19 protein-coding genes are annotated in these 24,043 nt (G+C 44.0%); 12 read left to right on the forward strand and 7 right to left on the reverse strand.

Going from position 1 to position 24,043, the window contains the following annotated elements; all coding sequences use genetic code 11:
* The first annotated feature begins 15 nt into the window (after nucleotides 1–15).
* On the forward strand, nucleotides 16–2,268 hold the full coding sequence (gene parC, locus NFS34_RS06985; protein WP_251359222.1) for a DNA topoisomerase IV subunit A: 2,253 nt from the start codon (nucleotides 16–18) through the stop codon (nucleotides 2,266–2,268).
* A gap of 46 nt (nucleotides 2,269–2,314) precedes the next feature.
* On the opposite strand, the gene NFS34_RS06990 is transcribed toward parC, so the two are convergent.
* On the reverse strand, nucleotides 2,315–3,421 hold the full coding sequence (locus NFS34_RS06990) for a hypothetical protein (protein ID WP_251359223.1): 1,107 nt from the start codon (nucleotides 3,419–3,421) through the stop codon (nucleotides 2,315–2,317).
* A gap of 65 nt (nucleotides 3,422–3,486) precedes the next feature.
* On the opposite strand from NFS34_RS06990, the gene serB reads away from it, so the two are divergent.
* The gene (gene serB / locus NFS34_RS06995; RefSeq protein WP_251359224.1) at nucleotides 3,487–4,395 is read left to right on the forward strand and encodes a phosphoserine phosphatase SerB; all 909 of its coding nucleotides are present in this window, start codon (nucleotides 3,487–3,489) and stop codon (nucleotides 4,393–4,395) included.
* Nucleotides 4,396–4,415: 20 nt separating this feature from the next.
* Here the strand turns inward: serB and NFS34_RS07000 are convergent, their stop codons facing one another.
* The 3 genes from NFS34_RS07000 to epmB form a co-directional block, all read right to left on the reverse strand.
* On the reverse strand, nucleotides 4,416–6,473 hold the full coding sequence (locus NFS34_RS07000) for an EAL domain-containing protein (protein WP_251359225.1): 2,058 nt from the start codon (nucleotides 6,471–6,473) through the stop codon (nucleotides 4,416–4,418).
* 193 nt (nucleotides 6,474–6,666) lie between these two features.
* The gene (locus NFS34_RS07005) at nucleotides 6,667–8,436 is read right to left on the reverse strand and encodes a hypothetical protein (protein WP_251359226.1); all 1,770 of its coding nucleotides are present in this window, start codon (nucleotides 8,434–8,436) and stop codon (nucleotides 6,667–6,669) included.
* An 88-nt stretch (nucleotides 8,437–8,524) separates the two neighbouring features.
* A complete protein-coding gene (gene epmB / locus NFS34_RS07010) occupies nucleotides 8,525–9,556 on the reverse strand; it encodes an EF-P beta-lysylation protein EpmB (protein ID WP_251359227.1) in 1,032 nt (343 codons plus the stop codon).
* A gap of 23 nt (nucleotides 9,557–9,579) precedes the next feature.
* On the opposite strand from epmB, the gene efp reads away from it, so the two are divergent.
* Nucleotides 9,580–10,143 (forward strand): elongation factor P, encoded by a 564-nt coding sequence (efp, locus tag NFS34_RS07015; RefSeq protein WP_251359228.1) that lies wholly within the window; start codon nucleotides 9,580–9,582, stop codon nucleotides 10,141–10,143.
* Between the two features lie 143 nt (nucleotides 10,144–10,286).
* Nucleotides 10,287–11,246 (forward strand): EF-P lysine aminoacylase EpmA, encoded by a 960-nt coding sequence (gene epmA, locus NFS34_RS07020; RefSeq protein WP_251359229.1) that lies wholly within the window; start codon nucleotides 10,287–10,289, stop codon nucleotides 11,244–11,246.
* Between the two features lie 27 nt (nucleotides 11,247–11,273).
* On the opposite strand, the gene NFS34_RS07025 is transcribed toward epmA, so the two are convergent.
* The 3 genes from NFS34_RS07025 to NFS34_RS07035 all read right to left on the reverse strand — a co-directional run bounded on the left by NFS34_RS07025 (nucleotide 11,274) and on the right by NFS34_RS07035 (nucleotide 13,868).
* A complete protein-coding gene (locus tag NFS34_RS07025; RefSeq protein WP_251359230.1) occupies nucleotides 11,274–11,627 on the reverse strand; it encodes a hypothetical protein in 354 nt (117 codons plus the stop codon).
* Between the two features lie 358 nt (nucleotides 11,628–11,985).
* Complete coding sequence (gene nudC / locus NFS34_RS07030) at nucleotides 11,986–12,903, reverse strand: NAD(+) diphosphatase (RefSeq protein WP_251359231.1); 918 nt, start codon at nucleotides 12,901–12,903, stop codon at nucleotides 11,986–11,988.
* Nucleotides 12,903–13,868 carry a YeiH family protein gene (locus NFS34_RS07035; protein WP_251359232.1) on the reverse strand — a complete coding sequence of 322 codons (966 nt, stop codon included), beginning with the start codon at nucleotides 13,866–13,868 and terminating at the stop codon, nucleotides 12,903–12,905. Before NFS34_RS07035 ends, nudC begins: the two co-directional genes overlap by 1 nt.
* Before the next feature lie 233 nt (nucleotides 13,869–14,101).
* On the opposite strand from NFS34_RS07035, the gene NFS34_RS07040 reads away from it, so the two are divergent.
* The 8 genes from NFS34_RS07040 (at nucleotide 14,102) to NFS34_RS07075 (ending at nucleotide 23,914) form a co-directional block, all read left to right on the forward strand.
* Nucleotides 14,102–14,536 (forward strand): GntR family transcriptional regulator, encoded by a 435-nt coding sequence (locus NFS34_RS07040; protein WP_251359233.1) that lies wholly within the window; start codon nucleotides 14,102–14,104, stop codon nucleotides 14,534–14,536.
* Nucleotides 14,529–15,386 (forward strand): ABC transporter ATP-binding protein, encoded by an 858-nt coding sequence (locus NFS34_RS07045; protein ID WP_251359234.1) that lies wholly within the window; start codon nucleotides 14,529–14,531, stop codon nucleotides 15,384–15,386. Before NFS34_RS07040 ends, NFS34_RS07045 begins: the two co-directional genes overlap by 8 nt.
* Nucleotides 15,383–16,348, forward strand: coding sequence for a hypothetical protein (locus NFS34_RS07050; protein ID WP_251359235.1), 966 nt, complete (start codon nucleotides 15,383–15,385; stop codon nucleotides 16,346–16,348). Before NFS34_RS07045 ends, NFS34_RS07050 begins: the two co-directional genes overlap by 4 nt.
* Before the next feature lie 166 nt (nucleotides 16,349–16,514).
* Nucleotides 16,515–16,694: a hypothetical protein gene (locus NFS34_RS07055; RefSeq protein ID WP_251359236.1), complete on the forward strand. Its 180-nt coding sequence runs from the start codon at nucleotides 16,515–16,517 to the stop codon at nucleotides 16,692–16,694.
* Between the two features lie 359 nt (nucleotides 16,695–17,053).
* Nucleotides 17,054–19,000 (forward strand): DUF1302 domain-containing protein, encoded by a 1,947-nt coding sequence (locus tag NFS34_RS07060; protein WP_251359237.1) that lies wholly within the window; start codon nucleotides 17,054–17,056, stop codon nucleotides 18,998–19,000.
* Nucleotides 19,001–19,020: 20 nt separating this feature from the next.
* Entirely contained in the window at nucleotides 19,021–20,397 is a 1,377-nt protein-coding gene (locus tag NFS34_RS07065) for a DUF1329 domain-containing protein (RefSeq protein WP_251359238.1), read from the forward strand.
* Between the two features lie 120 nt (nucleotides 20,398–20,517).
* A complete protein-coding gene (locus NFS34_RS07070; protein ID WP_251359239.1) occupies nucleotides 20,518–21,558 on the forward strand; it encodes a YCF48-related protein in 1,041 nt (346 codons plus the stop codon).
* A 16-nt stretch (nucleotides 21,559–21,574) separates the two neighbouring features.
* Nucleotides 21,575–23,914, forward strand: a complete 2,340-nt coding sequence (locus NFS34_RS07075; protein ID WP_251359240.1) for an RND family transporter — start codon at nucleotides 21,575–21,577, stop codon at nucleotides 23,912–23,914.
* Nucleotides 23,915–24,043 lie beyond the last annotated feature (129 nt).

Consider the following 24,043-nt stretch of genomic DNA (forward strand, 5'->3'; position numbering starts at 1 on the left):
AATTAGAGAACCCTAATGACTGAAGAAATGAATTACGAAGGTATTGAGCAGAAATCCCTAGCAGAGTTTACCGAGCAGGCTTACTTAAATTACTCCATGTATGTCATCATGGATCGCGCCCTGCCGCATATTGGGGATGGTTTAAAGCCAGTGCAAAGGCGAATTGTTTATGCCATGAGCGAGTTGGGTTTAAAGGCTACCGCTAAATATAAAAAATCTGCTCGTACCGTTGGTGATGTGTTGGGTAAGTTCCACCCACATGGCGATTCTGCTTGTTACGAAGCTATGGTGCTAATGGCGCAACCGTTTTCCTATCGGTATCCACTGGTGGATGGGCAGGGCAACTGGGGTGCTCCGGACGATCCAAAGTCATTCGCTGCAATGCGTTATACCGAATCACGTTTAGCGGCTTACTCGGAGGTATTGCTCAACGAAGTCAGTCAAGGCACGGTGGATTGGGTTCCTAATTTTGATGGCACTATGCAAGAGCCAAAAGTGCTACCGGCTAGGTTACCGAATTTGCTCTTAAACGGCACCACGGGTATCGCGGTGGGTATGGCGACTGATATTCCACCCCATAACTTAACCGAAGTGGCCAGTGCTTGTGTGCATTTATTGGAGCATCCGAAAGCTGATATTCCTGAACTAATGGAGCATATTCAAGGCCCTGACTTCCCGACCGATGCGGAAATTATCACGCCGGTTAAAGAGATCTTGGAGTTGTATGAAAAGGGACGCGGTTCGATACGAATGCGTGCGCGTTTTGAGGTTGAAGATGGCGAAGTGGTGATTGATGCATTGCCGCATCAAGTCTCTGGCTCGAAAGTGTTAGAGCAAATCGCGGCACAAATGCAGGCAAAAAAATTACCCATGGTTTCAGATTTACGGGATGAATCGGATCATGAAAATCCTACCCGCTTAGTAATTATTCCGCGCTCTAACCGTGTTGATCTTGATGAGTTAATGCGTCATTTGTTTGCCACTACCGATCTTGAACGAACCTATCGCGTGAACATGAATGTGATTGGTATTGATGGTCGCCCACAGGTCAAAAACTTGCGTGCTTTCCTAAAAGAATGGCTCGATTATCGTTTTGAAACGGTACGTCGCCGTTTGCAGTTCCGCCTCGATAAGGTGATGGATAGGCTGCATATTTTAGACGGTTTGCTGGTTGCTTTTCTGAATATTGACGAAGTGATCCAGATTATCCGCACCGAAGACAAACCGAAACCAAAGCTTATGGAACGTTTCGACATCAGTGATCGACAAGCCGAAGCGATTTTAGAGTTAAAGCTTCGCCATTTGGCTAAGCTCGAAGAAATGAAAATCCGGGCGGAGCAAGAAGAATTAGAAGACGAGGCTGATTATTTACAATTGACGCTTGGCTCTAAAGCCCGTATGAAAACTTTGATCAAAAAGGAAATTAAAGAAGCTGCGGAGCAATTCGGCGATACGCGTCGTTCACAAATTGTCGAGCGCGATGAGGCAAAAGCGTTATCGGAGACGGATCTAATGCCTACCGAGCCAGTGACTGTGGTTTTATCAGAAAAAGGCTGGGTGCGCTGCGCCAAGGGACATGATATTGATGCTGCTGGCATGAATTATCGTTCTGGCGATAGCTACTTGGATTCGAGTAAAGGCAAGTCTAATCAGTATGCGGTATTCCTTGATTCCACGGGACGTACTTTTTCTCTACTGGCCAATACTCTGCCATCGGCACGTGGATTGGGCGAACCGGTGACCGGCCGAGTGAATCCAGTGGCTGGTGCTGAGTTTCTTGCTACCATCATGGGCGAAGATGAACAGCAATTTTTATTCGCCTCTGACGCTGGCTATGGCTTTGTGGGCAAATTTTCAGATTTAGTGACCAAAACGAAAAATGGTAAAGCTTTTATCTCCTTACCTGCGGGTTCAAAAGTATTAAAGCCGCGCCGCGTTAACGATTATGATAACCAATATTGTGTTGCGGTCTCTAACGAGGGGCGAATGTTGGTGTTTCCTTTAAAAGACTTGCCAGAGTTGGCGAAAGGAAAAGGTAATAAGATTATTAGTATACCGACGCCGCGTTTGAAGTTGCGTGAAGAGTATGTTGTCGCGATAGCGGTGGTTTCTGAGCTTGATTCTCTGGTGATTTATTCGGGCAAACGTCATCTAACCTTGAAGCCAAAGGATCTTGAGCATTATCGTGGTGAGCGTGGTCGTCGAGGCAGTAAGTTGCCCAGAGGTTTTCAGCGCGTTGATGGTATGGCGGTGGAAAGCAAAGATTAGCGCAATTACTGTAAAGGCATTCCAAGGCCGTTTTATTGCAGATTGTTTATTGTAAATAAAAACGGCTTTGCCGCTCGATAGCCATACTTTGTTCGGCTTTAATTTTGGGTAGCTTAATTAATTCCACTATCCCAATATCTTCAATATCAATTTCGATAACTTCAGTTGTCGCTTGCTCGTTACTCTCGGTTGCTATTTCGCCAGGTTCTAAATGGTGCTCGGTCCAAATCCCAGTGCTAACCACTTGGAAAAAATGTTGGTAAATAGACTGGCTAAAACTTAAGCTATGAATTAAAAGAGTAGGCTTTAGCTTTAATTGTTGAAGGCTAAGCTCTAAGGCTTGAATTTGCTGTAGCTGCTGGTTGCTTAAGCTTTCGGTAAGACCAAGTTGTAATAGGTCACTATCAAATTCCATGATGATGGCTTTAGCATGAGCGGTCCAGCGATTAAGTAAGGAAACTAATTCGGTGCGTATAGGTAAAGATTCCCAGTTAGCACTAATGATCAGTAAGGCTTCCACCGGAGTTTCAATTTTTTGCTTTTTATTGCGTTTAAGAAGTTGCTGCAGTTCTTGTTTAGGCGTTATTTTGCTAACGCTAGGTGCATTCGCTTCAGTTGTAACCGCGCGGGTTTTAGAGCTCCTTTTCAAGCCAATCAAAAGAGCGGCGAATAATAGCCATAGCAGCAGAGCTGAAATATATAACCAATACTGGGCTTGGAATTGGTTGGCGGTTGGGTGGGTAAATGCTAAGAGCAAATAGCCATAAATCTCACCATCAAGCACTAATTCGCTTGCTTTGGTGTTTTCATTGGAGTTAAGGTCCGCTTCAAAAGTTGTTGGATAAAGCTGCTGTCCGTTTATGTCGAAAACTCGAATGGCTTCAACTAGCTCCAAGCCGGCGATTTGCTGGGAGGCTTGAGTAAGCGAGTCTATATCCAATGAAGATAAGCTTGGCGATAGTTGTGTTTTGGCTTCATCGACTATCTGCTGTTGCGATGCTTGTTGTTGCTGCTGATAAAACCGGGTCGACTGATAGTTGACTAGCAAATTCGCAAAATAGCTATGCAAGGCTAAAAGAACGGCGGCTAATAGCAACAGTAAAATAAGGTTTTTGTTGGATAATTGCTTGACGACAGCTCGTCGGAATATCACCGCTAGTATTCCTAAGTTTTTTTGTTAATATAACATACATCATATTGAAATAATCTCGATACTCAATGCCTTTTTATCTTTACCTACTCGGTTACCATCAAGCGGATCAAGAGTTTATTCAAACTCTGCTTAAGGTTTTTCCGCAACTCAAGATTATTAGTCAAACTAGCCAGAAACTACAGGCTTGTGACTTTATTGTTTTGTTGCAAATGGACACAAAAGATCAGTCACCGTCGCAAATAAAGACTTCGCACAGTGAATGGCAAGCTATTAAGGAATTACTACTTAACGGACCATTCGATTTTATAAAAAGTAATTACTTATTACGTCTACCTAAACTCGTGGTCTTTGATATGGATTCGACCCTTATTCCTGTGGAGGTTATCGATAGGTTGGCTGCTAAGGCAGGGGTAGAATCAAAAGTTGCTACCATTACTGAAGCGGCAATGCGAGGCGAATTAGATTTTAATCAAAGTCTTATTGAGCGAGTTAAATTGCTTAAAGGGCTGCCCCAAAATAGCATCGGGCAGATCGCGCAAGAACTGACTTTTAACCCTGGAATTGTAGAGCTTTGCGAATATTTGTTGGTCGCAAAAGCTAAGCTTGCAATCGCTTCGGGCGGTTTTATGCCTTTTGCGCAACAGCTGCAAAAAAGTATCCCCTTTGCCAAAATCAAAGCCAATCAGCTAGCGCTTAACAATCAGCAGCTGTCGGGCGAAGTCGATGGCATCATTATTAATGCCGAAGAAAAAGCCAAGGCTCTTAAGCTTTGGACTAAAGAATATGCTTTATCGCCCAGACAAACCATGGCTGTTGGTGATGGTGCAAACGATCTAAAAATGTTGCAGCAAGCTGGGCTGGGGATTGCGTATCACGCCAAGCCAAAGGTTAATCAAGCTGCCGATGCGGTGATTCAACATGGCGAGATTAACGCTTTAGTGGATTTGTTCGAACAATTAGAGCAGCTAAATTAAGCGATAACGACCGCTAGTGGCTAGAAGTCGTTATCGGTGAAGTCGTAATTCATACTGTTGAGGGGTTTCGAGACATAGTTACCCATCGCAAAGTCTATCCCCAGTGGCCAGATTTGCGCCAAGGTGGAAGCATCTTCTAATTTAGTTGCAATGGTCATAATGTTGTTTTGCGAAGCGGCATTAGTTACTGCAAGTACCTTTTCTGTACCTTCGTTTTTAATGGTTTCGATGAACTCTCCGCTAAGCGTGATGTAAGTGGGCTTGATAGAACTAACCAACTCTTTATCGGTGATTGCAACATTGTTAATACAAAGACCAATATCGCAATCGGAAAGGGCTTCACTGAGCAAGATAACTCGGTTAAGGTAAGCTTGCGCAACAGTGGCTTCAACACAGAGTACGATCTGATTGGTTTCAATTACTGCATTCTCAATTTTAGTCAGCAGCCACTCGATCAAATCTTCTGTAACCAAAGTACCAGGGCTTAGCTTAGTGAAAAGTTTTAAGCGCTTATCTTTATCTTTATCCGCCAACTCTTTTAAAGCCGTTTTAATGCTTAAGCGATCAATATCGGCATCAACTCCGAGCTTTTCGAAAATTTCGAAAATACCTTCGCCTAAAATTAACTCACCTTGTTCGTTCTGGTAACGGAAAAAGGATAGGTATTGGCGATTACTGCTACCTTTAAGCGGCATCATCGGCTGATACTGCACTCGAATTCGATCCATTTCCTTAGCTTCTAGGAACTCTTCATAAATAGCTTTTTCTTGTTCGCTCAGAAGTGTATCAACGGTCGGGTTAAAGATTTTGTAGCTGTCGCCGCCTTCGCTCTTTACTTTGGTGCAAATAGCGTTAGCTTGAGCTAACAATTTACCAGACTCAAGCTGATTTTCGGTAGTGGTCACGGTGCCAATACTTAAAGTGAGATTGACGGTTTGTCCGGCAAGGTCAAAGTTAGCATTTTTAATATTGTCCACTAATTGACGGGCTAATTCGCTGGGCAAGTTTTCCGAATCACTGAGCATTACAGCAAAGCTACTATCGCTAATGCGGCCTTTACTGGCATTCTCAGGGCATTCTGTAGACAACCAGTCCCCTAAGCCTTTCAATAACTCGTCGCAGGCGGCAATGCCGAACTGGCTTTGGTAATCTTGAATTTGATCGATTTCGATAAAATATAAAATCGCGTCAATGCCCGACTCTTCGGATTGGGCCACCGCTTGAGTCAGCTTTTTCAAGAAAGCGGGGCGGTTTAGTAAACCCGTTACCTGATCTGTGGAGCTAACTTCTTTGAGTTTCGCCATCAGCTCGGTTTGATCAGCGACCTCACGAACTAATAATTGCAGGCAAGGCTCTTCATCATAAATGGCAGAAGATAAAATGAAGTTGGCTTCAAACTCAGTAGCATCTGCTTTTTTGCACTTGATAATCGCTTCGACTTCTTCGTCAGTTTCTTTTTGCTGTTTGAGCAAGTCTTTGACTGTTTGAGTCGCTGACGGAGCAACCATATCCATTAGAGTTAAAGCAATTAAATCATCGTTATCATAACCAAAGCGCTCTGAGTAAGTAGGATTGGTATAAATATGCATCCCTTCGGCGATGTAGGCTATCGCATCTTTGGAACTATCTAGCAGCAGTTCATTGCGTTTAGTGGTTTCTAAAACCTGCTTAAAAGCTTCTTGCTTTCCTAACTCGTAGGCAACGGTTTTTTGATCGCGCTTAACTACCCAGCCCAATAAATCAAAATTATCTTTACCCACACAGTCGGTAATGCCTTTGCGCATCATTGCAAGGCGGTACTCTTCGCTCGGATCAGCGGTAAGGTAGACCGTAGGTAGAATCGTTTTTTGGGATTTGAGTAAGCCCATCGCTTGCTCAATACTTAAATTGTCGGACTCACCCACAAAAATTGCTTGATGCCAAGTTTTGGCTTTAATCTGCTCGCTGAGCTGTTCGCTATTGTTGATTTGCTGATGGCGAATCGCCAAGCCCTGATTTTTTAATTGGCTGGCAATTTCTTCACAAGCATTCGCCGACGTCGAAAAGATTAAGGTATTGATGTGTTTTGCTTTGCTCATTTTATTTTATCGATTGGGTTAAGCGCACGAACTCCGAGTTGGAGCTCATAATAACGAGATTTAAAATAAAAAATCATAACTAAGGCACAAATTTAACAGTATTCTTACCATTACTAAAGTGAAAGCTTACTTTCGCTAAATCTTAACACGACTAGCCCAATTTTAAACCTATAAGCTCTAACCCTATAGGCTGCTATTTGGGTTGATAGTGAAATTGCAAAAAGTTGGACGTTTGCAAAACTCGTTTGGTCAACTCGACTTTGTATTCCTGCTCAGGAGTCATTATGGCAACGGTTTGCCCAGAGCGATAGCCCATTGGCGGTAGAATAATACTAGCATCCACTCCAATATTTGGCATTTCCGGCAATAACAATCCATTGTGGTGATAAGCTGGCTTGGCGTAATCCCAGTCTAGGGTAGCTCTGACCGGAGTGGCTTGGGGTGAAATCAGCTCCACTCCGATTAAAAAAGTATCGTTATCATGCCAGCGATTCCAACGAATAAGTCCTAAGTTGTATTGAATTTCGCCATCTCTGTAATTTTGTATGGTCACTAATTCATTGCTTTCTACATGCTGCGAGGGGGATTGCTCAAAGGCCAAACAAAAGCCCGCGGGACTCACGTCCTTAATCAAGCCTTTCACCCACTCATAAGCTGGGCGTGACTTAAATTCTTTAAAGGGCTTATCTTGTTTTTGTTCCTTAATTTCCTCATAGCTGCGAGGCTTGTATATTGACTGAAAAGCATCGTCTGCTTTTTGTTTGTTAGCTTCTGCTCCAAAATGGTTCTCGCGACGCCAGACAAAGGCATGCTGACTATCGTCTTCGCTGGATAAACTTAAACCGCTAGACTCAAATACTGGCTTGGGTTTTTTCTTACCAAAAAAGCGCTCTCGTACTTCACTGCCTGCCCGTTCGACTAAGAAGTGATGTGAAGCCGCCATACCAATAGCTGCTTGGGTAGAGTCGTCGGTATTAACACGAATAAAGTTACGACTTTTAACGCTTTTCCAATGGCTTAACAGGTGCAGCTTTAAGCTGTCAGTGATTTCCAGTCGCGTGCTGCGTTTAAAAAGACTTAAAAAACCATCGCGATTCTCAATCGCATTGTTTTCGATGGCATTAACCGCCTCGGTTAAATTTATGCCGATCCAATCGTCATCGTCCGAATCAATGGCGTCGCTTGGTTGGGGCGCAATGTTTTTCTGCACCGAATAGGCATACAGGCACAAAGCGTCAATCTTCGGTTGTAGCTGAATCAATGGTGCCAGTTGATCAAGGATCTGATAGGACTCATTGACTTCGCCGTGCTTCATTTGAAACGGATTGCAGGTAGATAGACTGATATTTTTCAACAATTGGTGTTTTACTGAATGTAAGTCAGCGGTATCTCCTTTGAGCTTATGCTCAAAAAAGTCTTGTTGTTTAGCCGCTTGATAAATGGCGTTTTGTTGTTCCCAGACTTTACTGCCAACAGTTTTATACAACTGGTAGCGTTGCAATTGGATCAAGCCCTGGCCTTTAAGAGAATTAGCGCAGGCCGCAGGTAATAGTGAGTGGCGATATTTATCCACCAGCTCCGCATCCAGCATTATATCTTCGATCACCGCGTTATAGCCAAATACCTGTTCACTAGCAAGAGCATGCACCAGCTCAGAGGCTGAGCGCAGCTTAGGGGCATAATTTAGCGGGCTATGGATATAGGTTTCAGACAAGGCTCCTACTAATTCATCGCAGGTTTCGCGCGTTGCTTCTAATAGCTGTAAACGCTCTTTGGGTGAAAACTGGGATTGGTTAAGATCGTAAAGTAGGTGAAATACTGACGAAGCACTTTCGCCAAGATCAATAACGGGCAACTCTCGGATCCAAGATTGGATCTTGCGAGGCGTGTTTGGTATTTCTGAAACTCCTGTTCCGGACTTAACTCTTATGGTTAAGCCTAGCTTGCCTTCCGTTAAGGCCATCCCATGCTCCTTGTCACAACCTAATTATAGCTACATATTAGCGAATGAAGCAGTGGAAATCTAGGCTTTTCTATCCCAAGTTATTGATTTAACTAGTCAAATTTATCAAGGTTTTATTCGGTTTACCCGCTTCTTCGCGAACCAATTTCGGCACTAAAAATCCAGCAACTTGCTTTTGCAATTGCGCCAACAGTTGCAAGGCTTCGGATTGAGATACATCAAAATGTGAGCTACCACTCACTTTATCCAAAAGGTGCAAATAATAAGGCTGGATCTGCGCATCGAAGAGTCGCTCACTAAGTTCAGTAAGCGTTTTGGCCGAGTCGTTGACGCCTCGTAATAAGACACTTTGATTGAGTAAATGAACGCCCGCTTTTTTCAGCGTCGTCATGGCGTTTTTGACGTTATCATCAATTTCGTTGGCATGGTTGATATGAACCACCATCACCAATTGTAAAGGACTTTGCTCAAATCTGCTGACTAAACTCTGGGTTATCCGCTGTGGAATAACGACTGGCAAGCGAGTGTGGATACGCAGACGTTTGATTTGCGGGATCGATTCGATAAAACTTATAAAGTCGAATAGGTACTTATCACTAACCGCCAAGGGATCGCCGCCACTAATAATCACTTCGTTTATTTTGGGATCAGTTGCAATATAGTCCTTTAGCCGCCGCCAATCCTCGCGGCTTGCCCGATTTTCGGCATAAGGAAATTCCCGTCGAAAACAGTAACGGCAATTAATCGCGCAGTGAGTCGCCAACATAAACAAAACTCGCGATTGGTATTTGTGTAACAGCCCCGGAATGGATTGCGGCTTTTCCTCAAGCGGGTTTGCACTAAAGCCCTCGGTGGCTTGATTTTCTTGGGCTAGCGGCAACACTTGTCGTAACAGCGGATCTTTTGGATTGGCCTTTTCCATTCGCGCAATAAAAGGCAAAGGGACTTTTTGCGGGAATTTTTGCTGAATATCAATGGCGTTAGGCAGTTGTTGCGGCGCTAAATCGAGCAACTTTAGTAGCTCTACCGGTGACTCAATCGCATTAGAGAGTAACTTTTTCCACTCATGATCCTGCCAATAGGCGGCGTTTTGAGCTAGAATCTGCACGTTTTGAATCATAATTAGCTAAATTTAGAGGATTTATGGGTACTATAACCACCAACGATCTGCGCAATGGTCTGAAAATCATGCTGGATGGCGAGCCATGCAGTGTGGTCGATAATCAATTTGTGCGCCCAGGTAAAGGCCAAGCCTTCAGCAAAACCAAGGTATTATACTTGTTAACGGGCCGTACCGTCGAAAAAACTTTCAAGTCAGGCGAATCAATTGAAACTGCCGATGTTTTAGATACTTCAATGGAGTATCTATATACCGATGGTGAGTTTTGGTATTTTATGGATCCCGATACCTTCGAGCAAGTTTCGGCAGACTCTAAAGCGGTGGGTGACAACGCCAAGTATTTGATTGAACAAGATAAATGCCACATCACTTTATGGAATGGCAATCCTATCCAAGTTTCTCCGCCAAATTTTGTCGAATTAGAAGTAACCGATACCGATCCTGGTTTAAAAGGCGATACCTCAGGCGGCGGCTCTAAGCCTGCGACCATGCATACTGGCGCGGTGGTGCGAGTACCTTTGTTTGTGAATATAGGCGACAAATTAAAAATCGATACGCGCACAAACGAATATGTATCCCGCGCTTAAAACAGCTAAATTACTTTGATACTCTGTTATTAGCTTTGCTCAAGTGCTCATTTACTGGTGGTAAACTCAGCGCTTTCGCAAAGCTTTTCCTACGCTAAAATTAATATCGTCATTGCGAGTGAAGCGAAGCAATCTATAACATTATGTCTTGGAAACCCACCTGCTCTATCCAAACCCTTAAGGCTCGTGCTGAGCTAAATTCACTAATCCGTAATTTTTTTGCGGGAAAAAAAGTTTTAGAAGTTGAGACGCCTTTGTTGATGGAACATGGGGTAACGGATCGCTATATGTACTCGATGCGGGTCGATGGTGTTTTTAAAAAAGCAGGGGAGTATCAAAAGGGGTTTCTGCAAAGCTCGCCAGAGTATGCAATGAAGCGGTTGTTAGCGGCGGGGTCGGGTTCGATTTATCAAATCTGTAAGGCGTTTCGGCTAGAAGAGTCGGGCGCGCGACACAATCCTGAGTTTACCATGCTGGAGTGGTATCGAGTTGGTTTTGATCATTGGGATTTGATGCGGGAAGTGTTTGAGTTGTTGCTTGAGGTGCTTGGGCAGCGTACTCGAATTGACTATTCCTATCAGCAGGTCTTTGAGCGATTTTTATCCTTTGATCCATTTACCATTTCGCTAACAGAGCTTAAAAATTTATCACAAAACGTGTTAGGTGAACTGCCAGCGGATTTAGAGTTTGATGACTATTTAAGCTTATTGTTTGAGGCAAAAATTGAACCACACTTAGGCCAAGCCAACAGCATTACCTTTATCTACGATTATCCGGCGAGTCAATCATCTTTAGCACGACTTGATAAGGATAACCCTGCGGTGGCCAGTCGGTTTGAAGTCTATGTGGATGGTTTTGAATTAGCGAATGGTTTTTTTGAATTAGAAGATCCGAAAGCCCAACGGAACCGTTTTGACGTTGACAATAAGTGGCGACAAAGCAATAACTTAGAAACTATTGAGATCGATCAAGCTTTTATTCGGGCTTTAGAGGCGGGCTTACCCGATTGCTCTGGGGTCGCATTAGGCTTGGATCGATTACTAATGATCCAACAATCGATCATCAATATTGAGGAAGTGTTAACTTTTCCAATCAAACGCTAATTGTTTGGCCGCAACACTAGCTCAATATCAGCTGGAAGCCACTGCGTTAGGCGCGACTTTTCGATCTTTTTGACTTCTTAGCGCCTCGACTAATTTAATAAACGTTTGCTTATCGGCAATACCAATAAATTTGCGTTTATCTTTTAGGGTTGCGATAAAGGTAGTTTGTTCGGGATTTTGTCTAACCAGTTTTAACTGCTCAGGATCCTTGATAATCACTTCCAACATATCCATTGGCGCGCGACTAATGTGAAAAACCTCTTTTAAAGCAACGGTTTCAAATAAGGCTTTTCGATTAAAACTCGGCAGTGAAAAATTGCGGATGGTAAATCGACCTCGTCCTGTCTTGAAGTCACCGCCCAACACTCTAAATTTCGCCATAAACTGTTTTCTCCATTCATTACAATTAATACAAGTTCCTTCAAGGCTCAGCTATTACTATTCAGCTTTTAATAGTTTGGTATGTCAAAATTTTTATTATTGCTTTTGGTTGTGCTGTTTAGCGGTCAACCATGACACTATATTTTGCTAGCCGACAATTTTATGGTTACAGCTCCAATGTAGAGGTTTAAGCGGGGGTTAGGCAAGTAATAAATTGTAAATTTGGCGAGAAAAATTTAAAAAGTGTGACATTAGAAAAAATCTTTGTCCACAACGTCAGATTACTTTACATAAAGTTAAGAATTCGCCAAGCTAGTCTTCAGATTTTAGTAAGAAAAAGTTAAGGCAAAAATAGCAATCATTTATTTCGCCATTGCTCTACTAACATTCTGGAAATGGAAAACTCCATAGGCAACAGTAGTTCGTCTTGCTTGAGCAGCTGGTTAATTTTTTGGCGGCTGAACCAGCCTGCATCTTCAAGCTCTTGATCTTGGAGCTGAATCTGCTGATTAATCGCGGTCGCACTAAAACCAAGCATGACCGATTGTGGAAAGGGCCAAGGTTGTGAGGCTTGGTACTGGACATTGGTTACTTCGATCCCAGCTTCTTCAAGCGCTTCGCGTTTGACCGCTTGCTCTAAACTTTCTCCAGGTTCGACAAAACCGGCGACTAGCGAATAACGCTTTTCTGGCCAGCTGGCTTGGCGGCCTAATAAAAGCTGTTCTTCGCCATTTTCGTCGGTATGGCTAATGGCGACGATAATGGCTGGATCGGTGCGTGGGAAATGGTCTTTTTGGCAATCATTATTGCTACAGCGGCGAACAAAACCTAAGCTGCTGGCAAAAGTTTCAGCACCGCAGAAACCGCAGTATTGATGACTCGAATGCCATTGATTAAGGGCGCTGGCAACGTTCGCAAGATAGCCATCTTGCGCGGTGAGTATCTTGGCAATATCGCGTAGCCCATAGGTTTGTGCGCCGACAGTGTGCGCAAGCTCTATTAAGGCTGTTGCAGAAGGCATACGGTAGGCGCAATAGTGAATTGAGTCGTTTTCGACTTTGCCAAGATAAATTAAATGGTGCCGTGATAAGTCGCCAATTTGAGATGTCAGTTGGTCTTTAGTCAGCCAAGCTAGAGAGTCTTCTTTGGCGGCAATAACCTGCTTATAGATGGGTAAAATCTTGATTCTATTACCGCTAAATAATTGCTGCAGCAATTGCGGATCTTGTCGCAATTCTCCGTGTCGGTTCAAGTGATCGAATTGAAAAGCAAACATCAGAAATACCGAATAATTAGATAAAGGCTGATAGCAGAAATTGCCAGCCACAAGCTAATCCCCAGCAGCAACGCTTTGGGCGATAAGCTTTTGAGTGCGCTTTTATTCAAAGTTGCGCCCATCCATAAAAGACTCAAAGCGAATACATTTTTCGCGAGGGTTTTGAGATAAGCTAAGGTTTGCTCAAGCTCTATATCAAGCGTGAGGAGATACGAGCCCACAATACTGGCGATAATGAACAAAACGATAAACCATGGGATTTGTAGTTTGAAACTACCACCCTGTTGGCTTATTGAGGCGAGTAGGGCAACTGGAATAATCCATAACGCGCGTGCCAGTTTGGTAGTGGTGGCTACATCCAGCGCTTGGTTGCCGTATTGCGCTGCGGCTCCGACGACGCTGGAAGTATCGTGAATACCAATCGCGGCCCACAGCCCAAATTGGTTTTGGCTCAGTCCAAACCAATGGCCAATAGCGGGGTAGATAAAGAGGGCGGCAGCGTTTAATAAAAAGACGATCGCTAATGAAATAACCACATTGGCTGGCTGCGCTTTGATCGAAGAGGCTACTGCGGCAATGGCGCTGCCACCACAAATGGCGGTGCCGGAACTGATCAGCCAACCTTGTTCTTGGTTAAGTTTCAAGAGCTTAGCTGCTATTAATCCCACCAGTAAGGTTCCGCCAATCACGCCGAGCGTTAACCAAAAGCCTTGCTGCGCATTTTCCAATAAAGAACCTATGGGTAAGGTCAGTCCCAATAATACAATGGCGATTTTGAGCAGTAACGACGCCCATTTGCCAATAGTGCCAGTTTCCAGATAGGCATAGTGCGCATTACCAAACCAACCCAGCAGCAAGCCAGCGCCAAGCGCATAAGCCGCTGGCAGCTGTCCGACTAGGGTCAGAGCGCTTAATATCAGTAAAATCACACTGCTTAAAAGGGAAAACGCGGTGTTTTTAGCCATAAGTCCGTTGGGCCTAGCTTATCTATGGAGCTATTCTAACCAATAAACCCCAGTGCTAACCACTGAAAAACAGTAACTTACCACCAATAAGATGCCGATTTAGCATAAAAGCTTGAAAATAGCTTGATCTGATTAGGTGTTATATATTAGTATATCACTAAGTCAGCATGACAGTGCTTTTACAATCACTGCAATTTATGACCGAATCAAGAATTTAACTTTGGGAAACTGGTATGCAAATACATTGGGATGATACCCAACCTATCTATCTACAACTGCGTGACAGGATGCTTAATATGATCCTTGAAGGCGCGATTGCAGAAGGGGAAGCGTTACCATCGGTGCGGAATATTTCAGCGGAGTATCAGTTAAACCCTATAACCGTATCGAAAGCTTATCAATTATTGGTAGATAACGAATTGGCAGAGAAGCGTCGAGGATTAGGCATGTTTGTCACGATTGGAGCTAAAAATAAATTACTGGCAGCGGAGCGCGAACAGTTTTTAAGCGTCGAATGGCCAGCGTTGTTAGAAAAAATTGAACGGTTAGGGTTGTCACTGGAGGATTTAGTCAAAGGTGTTGATGACGCTGATCATAAATATAAAGATCCACAACACAATGATTTATCAGAAGAGAATAACGAGGGTAGGGAACACAACAATGACTAATGTCTTGCAAGCTTCGGGTTTAAGTAAACGTTATGGCAATTATCAGGCCTTGAATAACGTTAACTTGAATTTAGAATCTGGCCGAATTTTAGGTTTAATTGGCCCTAACGGTGCCGGCAAAACTACTTTGCTTAAGTCGATTTTAGGTTTAACGCCTTTCGATGGCAGCTTATCGGTGTTTGGCTTAAACCCACACAAACAGCGCGATCAGCTGATGGAGCGAGTATGTTTTATCGCTGATGTGGCGGTACTGCCGCGCTGGATCAAGGTGAGCCAGTCGATTGATTATGTGCAAGGCGTTCACCCACGCTTTAATCGCGAGCGTTGCATGCGCTATTTGGGGAAAACCAAAATCAAGCAAAACGCTAAAGTTAAAGAACTTTCCAAGGGTATGGTGGTGCAACTGCATTTGGCGCTGATCATGTCGATTGATGCGGATTTGTTGATTTTAGATGAGCCAACCTTGGGCTTGGATATCTTATTTCGCAAGTCGTTCTACGAGCAGTTGCTGAACGATTATTTTGATGAAGATCGCACCATCATCATTACCACCCACCAAGTGGAAGAAGTGGAGCATATTTTAAGCGATCTAGTGTTTATCCAAAACGGCGAAATTGTATTGGACGATTCAATGGACGCAGTGGCGGAAACCTATTACGAAGTGATGGTTGAGAAGGAGTATGAGGAACAAGCCTTGGCGATGAACCCACTATCGGTGCGCGAAGTCTTCGGACAAAAAGTGTGCTTGTTTAGTGGCGTCGCCAAGCCTCATCTTGAAGAAATGGGCAAGGTCCGCAAACCCAGTGTGGCCGATCTGTTTGTGGCAAAAATGCAAGGAGAAGCCGAATGAACACCTTTATGACCTTACTTAAACGCGAATATTGGGAACATAAGACTGGTTTTCAGTGGGTGCCAATCGGTATCGCTGCATTAGGACTTTTTGCAACCTTATTGGCGGTAGTATTTTTAACTAACGATACGGTAAAAATCAGCATTGGCACTCAAAATCCAACGGATTTAGTTGGTTTGTGGGAAGCTACCGCTTCTAGGGGTGATAAGTCGCTGGCTATGACCGCTTGGTATTATTCAAACGTATTGAATTTAGCGATAGTGATGGGCTTTGTCGGCTATTTTTATTGCTTAGGCGCTTTGTATGACGATCGCAAGGATAAAAGCATCCTGTTTTGGAAATCGTTGCCGGTGTCGGATACCGAAACCGTTTTGTCGAAAGTGGTTAGTGTTTGTATTGTATTGCCGCTGATTATCTTTGTGATTTCGGTCTTGTCGAACCTTGGCATGATGTTGATTGGTTTATTATTCGCGGCGCTGTCAAATTGGGACATTGCGGGCATGGTGTTTTCGCCCGGTATCATTCTAAAAGCAAGTTGGTATCAACTGGTGGCGGGTGTGATGGCGGTATTATGGATTTTCCCCTTTATCGGTTATCTGTTGTTTGTGTCTAGCGCCACCAAGCGAGTGCCTTTCTTGGTCTCTTGGTTGCCGATTATCGTGATTGTGATTGTGGAAAGTATTGTTTTTCGCTCTGGTCACTTTATTAGCTGGTTAGGCGGCCACTTCTCTGGTGTGGTGAAGGCTTACACAACCCCTTACTCGATTATGTCGCAAATTGACGAAAAGGGTTTGTCGGAGCTCAAAGAAGTGACCAGTAAGATTGGCTGGGAATTTGATAGTGGTTGGGGCAGTTTTGCGAATCAGCTCACCGATATGGGCTTATGGTTTGGGTTGGTGATTGGTGCAGTATTTATTGTCGGCGCTATCTTTATTCGTCGCTATCGTGATGAAGCCTTGTAAACGTGGCGTTATCAATAGGAAGCAGTAGCAAGTTTGGAAAAAATTTAGCAGCAACTAATCCAAAATGGTCATTGGTTGCATCTAATAGATAGAAAGTGGATTTAAACAGCTTTAATGAATGTTTAAGACATGATTTGAAATGGTATTTAGGACAGAGGATAGGAATATGACATTAAATAGACAAAGCATTAAATGGTTGCCAAAGGTGAGTTTTTTGGTAGGAATGGTGTTATTAACGGCTTTGATTCTGGTCAAGGCAACCAGTGCCAGCCCTGAAATGGAAATGCTGAATTCGCTGGAGCGGATCAACAGCGTGCAGGTGTTTTTAAAGGACATTTTCTTTTAAAGTCATTGCATTACGACTTTGAAGGAACCATCACTTTGCTGGCCACATCAAGGCAGAGTAATTAAAAAAACGTCCTAAATCATTGAAAAAGCAAAAGGATTTGCTTTTCTTCAGCCCATGCAAGTAATGCCATTCAGGGCTGACAGCTTCAATCATCGAATAATCAATTCCAGCCTTTTCTTAGGCTATTCAGACTCCATTCAGCCGATAGCTCAAAAAATAGACACATATACGATAAACCCTTGCTAGGGCAGTGAAATTACTGCTAGTATGCGTTTAATCAAGTGGTATGATGTCTTGATAGAATCTGGCGCTTATATTAAAAAAAACACCAAATTCCTACACGGGGGAAGGAATTAATGAAAATGAACGATTTAAATCGAACCAAGTCTCCGCTTAAATCCATTTCGAAAGTTGCAGCTGGCGTGGCTCTTGCCTTGAGCGCTGCTTCGGCTTCAGCAGTGGAAATCGAGACTGACAACTTTGATATTAGTTTTGATAGCACCTTTAGCGTAGGTGCTAGTTGGCGAGTTGAAGAACGCGACAAAGACTTAATTGGTAAAGCAAATCTTTTTCCCATTTTAAACAACGGCGCACCAATTGCGGCTGCCTATGCGAGTGGCCAAGTTCCTCGCGGCGCCTGGTCTAATAACTCCGATGATGGCAACTTGAACTATGATGATGGTGATATGTTCTCCAATGTTTTTAAGGGAGTGCATGAGTTAGATGTTCGTCATAAAGATGGTGATTACGGTTTGTTTGTCCGTGCCTTATGGTATTACGACCGCGAAATTATGGATGGCTCGACTCGCTTTAAAGATTTAGATGCTTACCCAGCTGGTGCATGGGCTGCAGGCGATGATACCGCTCGTACCGAACAAGGTTACGATGCTGAGTTTTTAGACTTCTACGCTTGGGCGACTTGGGATGTGGGCGAAGCTTCGACTTTGCAGGTGCGCTTGGGTGAGCAAGTGGTGAGCTGGGGTGAGTCTACCTTTATTCAGCACAGCTTAAATGAAGCCAACGCCGTAAATTTGCGTACTTTGCGTAATCCGGGCGCTGAATTAAAAGAAGCGCTAATTCCCTCAGGTATGTTATGGGCTTCTTTAGATCTTACCGAAAGCATTGCCTTAGAAGCTTTTTATCAATACGAGTGGGAGCCGGTTAAGGTTGATGAGCCGGGAACTTATTTCGCTACCCGTGATTTCTTAGGATTTACTGGTCAAGACGTACATTTAGGTTTTGGTCAACCGCCAGAAGGTACGCCGAATACGGTTGCCTTTAGAGATCGCACGCGCAATGCTGATGATCAAGGCCAATACGGTTTGAAATTGGCTTATTTTACTGAGGGCGGAACGGAATTTGGTTTCTACTACATGAACTATCATAACCGTCGTCCAATCATTTCAGCTTTGTCGGCTAATACGGCTGGGCAAGTCCGCGGTTTCTTGGAATATCCAGAAGATATCCAAATGGGTGGTTTGAGCTTTAATACCGCTACTGACAGCGGCTGGTCGATTGCCGGTGAAGTCTCTTATCGTAAAGATGAGCCTTTGCAGGTTGATGATGCCGAATTGTTGTTTGCTACCTTAGAGCCACTTGACGGCCTAACTGGCGCTCCTGGCCCTGTGATCCGTGGCACCAGCCAAGTAGCCAATATCACTACCTTTGGTACTGAAATTTCTGGTTATCGTTTGTTGGATACGATTCAGGCGCAAGCCACCTTTACCAACTTATTGGGTTCGGTTTGGGGCTCTGATCAAACGGTTTTCTTGTTAGAAGTGGGCTTGAATAAAATTCAAGATATGCCGTCGGAAGATGAGCTGCGTTTTGAAGCGGAAGGGACTTTCCGTTCCGGCAGTAGCGCGCGAGTTTGGGATGCTAACGGCAACGGTATTGGCGAAGGTTTCTTTGTACCTTCGGGTAATACTGCCTCGCCTTGTGGCTTTACTAACCCAGGCAATGGTCAGCGGGTTTATACCGAGTGTGAGGGTATGGAAACTAACGGCTTTGCTGACGACTTCTCTTGGGGTTATCGAATTGCCATGCGCTGGAGTTATGAGAATGCTTTGGCGGGCGGTAATTTAGCACCGCGTATTGTGTTCCAACACGATGTATCGGGTAATACCCCTGCGCCAATTTCTAACTTCCTAGAAGATCGTAAAGCAATCTCTTTAGGACTGAGTTGGGATTATCAAAGCACTTGGAAACTCGACTTCGGGTATAACCGTTTCTTCGGTAACGAGAGTGCAAACTTAATTCATGACCGTGACTATGTGTCGCTTGCGGTTAGTTATTCAATTTAAGAAAGGGCTAAGTAACAATTATGGCTAGAATTATGAATAAATGGTTTTTGGCAACGGCAGTAACCTCAGCACTATTGAGTGTCACTGCAGAAGCTAAAGTTTCGGCTGAAAAAGCGGCACAGTTAGGTGGCGATACTTATACCCCAATGGGTTCGATTAAAGCTGGCAATGAAGACGGCTCGATCCCGGCATGGAATGGTGGTATCACCACGACTCCAGCGGGTTACACCCAAGGTGATCATCACCCGGATCCGTTTGCTGATGATAAAGTATTGTTCACCATTGATGCGCAAAATTATCAGCAATATGCGGACAATCTAACGCCAGGACAAATCGCTTTATTTAAAGCTTATCCTGATAGTTATAAGATGAATGTTTACCAGTCTCGTCGAACCGCTTCTTATCCACAGTATGTCTATGATGCGATCAAGCGCAATGCAGGTACTGCCGAGTTAGTTGATGGTGGTAACGGCATCAAAGGTGCTTCGATAGGTATTCCTTTCCCGTTCCCAGAAACAGGCGTTGAGCTGATTTGGAATCACTTAACCCGTTATCGTGGTATTGCGGTCGAGCGTGAAGCAGGACAAGCCACTCCGCAAGCAGACGGTAGCTATGTATTGATTAAACTGAAAGACGAGTTGGATCAAATTTATAACCGTCCTGATATGACGCCAGAAAAGCTAGCCGAAGGCAATGTCTTGTTCTTATTCCGTCAATACGTGACTGCGCCTGCACGTTTAGCGGGCACTGCTTTGTTGGTTCATGAAACCATGGATCAGATCAAAGAGCCGCGTAAAGCTTGGGTATATAACGCAGGTCGTCGTCGTGTTCAGCGCGCTCCTAACATCGCTTACGATGCGCCAGGTACTGCTTCTGATGGCTTGAGAACTACAGATGATTTCGATATGTATAACGGTGCTCCAGATCGCTACAACTGGACCATCAAAGGTAAGAAAGAGTTATATATCCCGTATAACACTTACAAGTTACATTCGGATAAAGTCGCTTATGATGACATTATCAAGCCAGGTGTGATCAACCAAGAGCTAGTGCGTTATGAAAAACACCGAGTTTGGGAAGTGGAAGCGACTTTAAAAGAAGATACGCGTCACCAATATGCCAAAAGAGTTTTTTATATAGACGAAGATAGCTGGCAAATTTCAATTGAAGACATCTACAACGAAGCCGGTGACTTATGGCGCGTGGCGATGGCTCATGCAATTAACTACTATGATGTGCCAACCTTATGGTCAACCTTAGAAGCATATTACGATTTGCCTTCTGGTCGCTATTTGGTGATTGGGCTTGATAACCAAGAAGAGATGTATAATTTCAAAGCTGACTTTAGAGGCAACCACTTTACGCCTTCAGCATTGCGTCGTTTAGGCCGTCGTTAATCTTTTCCTTGCTCTAAAAAAGCGGTCGTTTTCGGCCGCTTTTTAGTATTAGGGTAAAAAGTGTAGTAAATTAATTCAGTAACACTAAAGAAATACCACAAGAAATAAGGTTATAACTTTATGCAGCTACAAAAATTCACTTTTGCCGCCTTGAGCTTGCTACTGACTGGGTTGCTTTTCGCTAGCTCGCCAGCTCCGGCACAACCAAAAGAAGTTATCATTTCTAAAAAAGCTCAAGACTCGCTACTGCTCGATGCGGTGCAACTTGGTTCAGGACGAATTGTTACTCTGGGCGAGCGTGGCCATATTCTGATTTCCGATGATAATGGCGAGAGTTGGCAACAGGTGCCAACACCGACTCGAGATACCTTAACCGCGGTCGACTTTATCGACGATAAGAATGGCGTCGCGGTGGGCTTTGAGCAAAGTATTTTAGTCACACGCGATGGTGGCGAAAGCTGGCAATTAAAACATCATCTAGAGAATGCTTTTGACCAACCTGCTTTTTTTGATGTGGAATATTTGGATCAGAATCGCGTCATCGCGATTGGTGCCTATGGGCTCTATTTTGAGTCTGAGGATGGGGCAGAAACTTGGCAAGCGCAGGAGTTTGAAAGCTTAGCGGATATTTATGGTGGCTTTAGCCACTTTTATGGTTTTACGCAGGTAGGGAATAGTGAGCAGTTATACCTTGCTGGCGAAAAGTACGTGGCCAGCGAGGATCAAGATGGCGTCGAAACCAGCACCGGTTTATTAGCCATGTCAGCAGATGGTGGCAAAAGCTGGAAGAAGTTGAGTTCGCCTTATAACGGCTCCTTTTTTGGCATTGCGGTATCGGCCGATCAACAAGTTTTTGCCTACGGTTTAAAAGGTAATCTCTATCGCTCTTCCGATCAGGGTTTGAGCTGGAACAAACTCAACACCAATAGCGCTTCAGGCCTACACGATATAGTATTCGATGGGCAAAACGACTGGTATTTAGTGGGAACCAGCGGCACTTTAATCGAGGGTAAAACCCTTGTCATCAATAAACGTTCTGATTTAAAAGGGCGCGCAGCAATTTTGCTATTGGATGATGGTCAACTACTGATCGTCGGTGAAGGCGGAGTTGAAAAACGCTCATCCCAACTCGAATCAAAAGCAGCCGCAGAGACGGAATAAGGGAGGGTCAACAATAATGAAAACGAGCAAATTAGAATCCATAGTCAGAACCCTATTCAAACAACGTATTCCTTTAATCGCACTGTTTGTAGTAATTACCGCGGCGATGCTGTACTTTGCTTCGCAACTTAAAGTCGATGCCAGTTTCGAAAAAAATATCCCGCTCAAGCATGAATATATGCAAACTTATATCCAATATCAGGAAGAGTTTGGCGGCGCTAATCGAGTGTTGCTGGCGCTTAAGGATAAAAGTGGTGATATTTTTAATGCAGACTTTTTTGCTGCGCTGAATGATGCGACCAAGCAGGTTTCGGCCATTCCAGCAGTCAGTCAACCGCAGGTACAATCGCTGTTTACGCCTAATACTCGCTATATAGAAGCCAGTGAGTTGGGGCTCGAAGGTGGCCCGGTTGTACACGCCCGCTTTGATGGCTCGGCAAAAGAGCTAGCCAAAGTTAAAGAAAACATTTTAAAAGCCGGTATCGTTGGTCGTTTGGTTGCCAATGATTTTTCTGCGGCTATGGTGACTGGCCAATTATTATCGGAATTTAATACCACCAATGCGCAAGGTGAAACTGAAAAAGTTAAAGCTGATTTTGTAAAAGTAGCGCACCAACTAGAAAAAATCCGCAGCGATATCGAAGCCCAATATCCTAATACCGAACTGCACATTATTGGCTTTTCTAAAATGATTGGTGATGTCAGCGATGGTGCTCAAGGAGTCTTAATGTTCTTCTTGGTGGCGCTGGCGATTACCGCGGTGTTAGTTTTTTGGTATTCGCGTTCGATAAAACTGACCATTTTGCCATTGCTGACTTCGATCATTGCGGTCATTTGGCAGCTGGGTTTGTTGACCGCGCTCGGCTATGGCATTGATCCTATGTCGATTTTAGTCCCCTTTCTGATTTTTGCGATTGGGGTGAGTCATGGAGTGCAGATGATTAACGGGGTGTCGCAAAATGTGGCAGCGGGTAAGTCTGCTTATGACGCGGCAGTCATCGCTTGTGCCAGTTTACTGGTACCCGGAGGGATAGCTCTGCTCAGTGATACCGTAGGCTTTTTGACCTTACAGCTTATCGAGATCGACATTATTCGAGAATTGGCAGTCACCGCCAGTATTGGTGTGGCAGTTTTGATCCTAACCAACTTGATTTTGTTGCCGCTGCTTTTGTCTTATTGCACTTTCGACGATGGCTTTATCAAAGCAACTCATCAGCGCGAAATTCAGCGTGAGAAATGGTGGACAGCTTTATCAGGTTTTGCCAAAAAGCCGCTGGCCTTGGTCGTGGTTTTAGTTGCGGTGTTATTGGGAATGTTTGGCTATTGGCAGTCACAGTATATGAAGATTGGTGATTTACATGCGGGTGCGCCAGCTTTGCGCCAAGATTCTGTCTATAACCAAGATACCAAATACATTACCGAAAACTTTTCCATTGGAACCGATGTCATTTCGATTTTAGCCGAAGTACCGAAAGACGGTTGTACCATGTACAGCGTCATGAATACTATTGATGACTTCCAGTGGCAACTGGCGAATGTTGACGGCGTTCAATCCACCATCAGCCTGCCGCAAGTTTCGAAAATTGTGAACGGGATGTTGTCTGAAAATAACTTAAAGTGGAAAATCCTGACCAATGATGAATCGATTTTACCGGAGACTATTGGTCGAATTGAAACCAGCAGTGGCTTGTTAAATTCTGATTGTAGCGTGATGCCGGTGCTGGTTTTCCTGAATGACCATAAAGCAGAAACCATTGAGCGGGTGGTGGCTTCGACTAAAGATTTCATTGCTAATAATGATAATGAACAAGTAAGCTTTCGTTTAGCCACAGGTCCGGTTGGCGTTATGGCGGCCACCAACGAGGCGGTTTCTGCGGCGCAGCTACCAATGTTATTGTGGGTTTATGCAGCAGTAACGATTCTGTGTTTGATAAGCTTCCGTTCGGTGCGCGGTACTATTTGCGTGATTTTACCGCTGATTGTGGTTTCCTATTTAGCGCAAGCTTTAATGACTTGGCTGGAAATTGGGCTCACCGTCGCCACCTTGCCTGTGATTGCATTAGGGGTGGGGATTGGTGTTGATTATGGGATTTATATTTTCTCGCGTATGGTCAAGTTTATTCGGGCGGGTGATTCAGTAGCCGATGCTTATTTTAAAACCTTAAAGCTTACCGGTAACGCGGTGATCTTTACTGGTTTGACCTTAGCTATCGGCGTTAGCACTTGGATTTTCTCGGCGCTACAATTTCAAGCTGATATGGGGATTATGCTGACCTTTATGTTCTTAGTGAATATGCTTGGCGCCATTATTCTGTTGCCAGCGTTAGCAGCAGTTCTTTATCGCAAGAAAAAATAACCATAGCAATAAGCTTATTGTTCAAAGATGGCACTGAATTAACAAAATTCAGTGCCATTTTTGTTTTAAATGTCCTAAAATTGGAAAATCTAATGCCGTACGATAGGCTTTGTATAGTCGGGAATATAG

It is taken from the genome of Kangiella sp. TOML190, assembly GCF_023706045.1.
Taxonomy (GTDB): domain Bacteria; phylum Pseudomonadota; class Gammaproteobacteria; order Enterobacterales; family Kangiellaceae; genus Kangiella.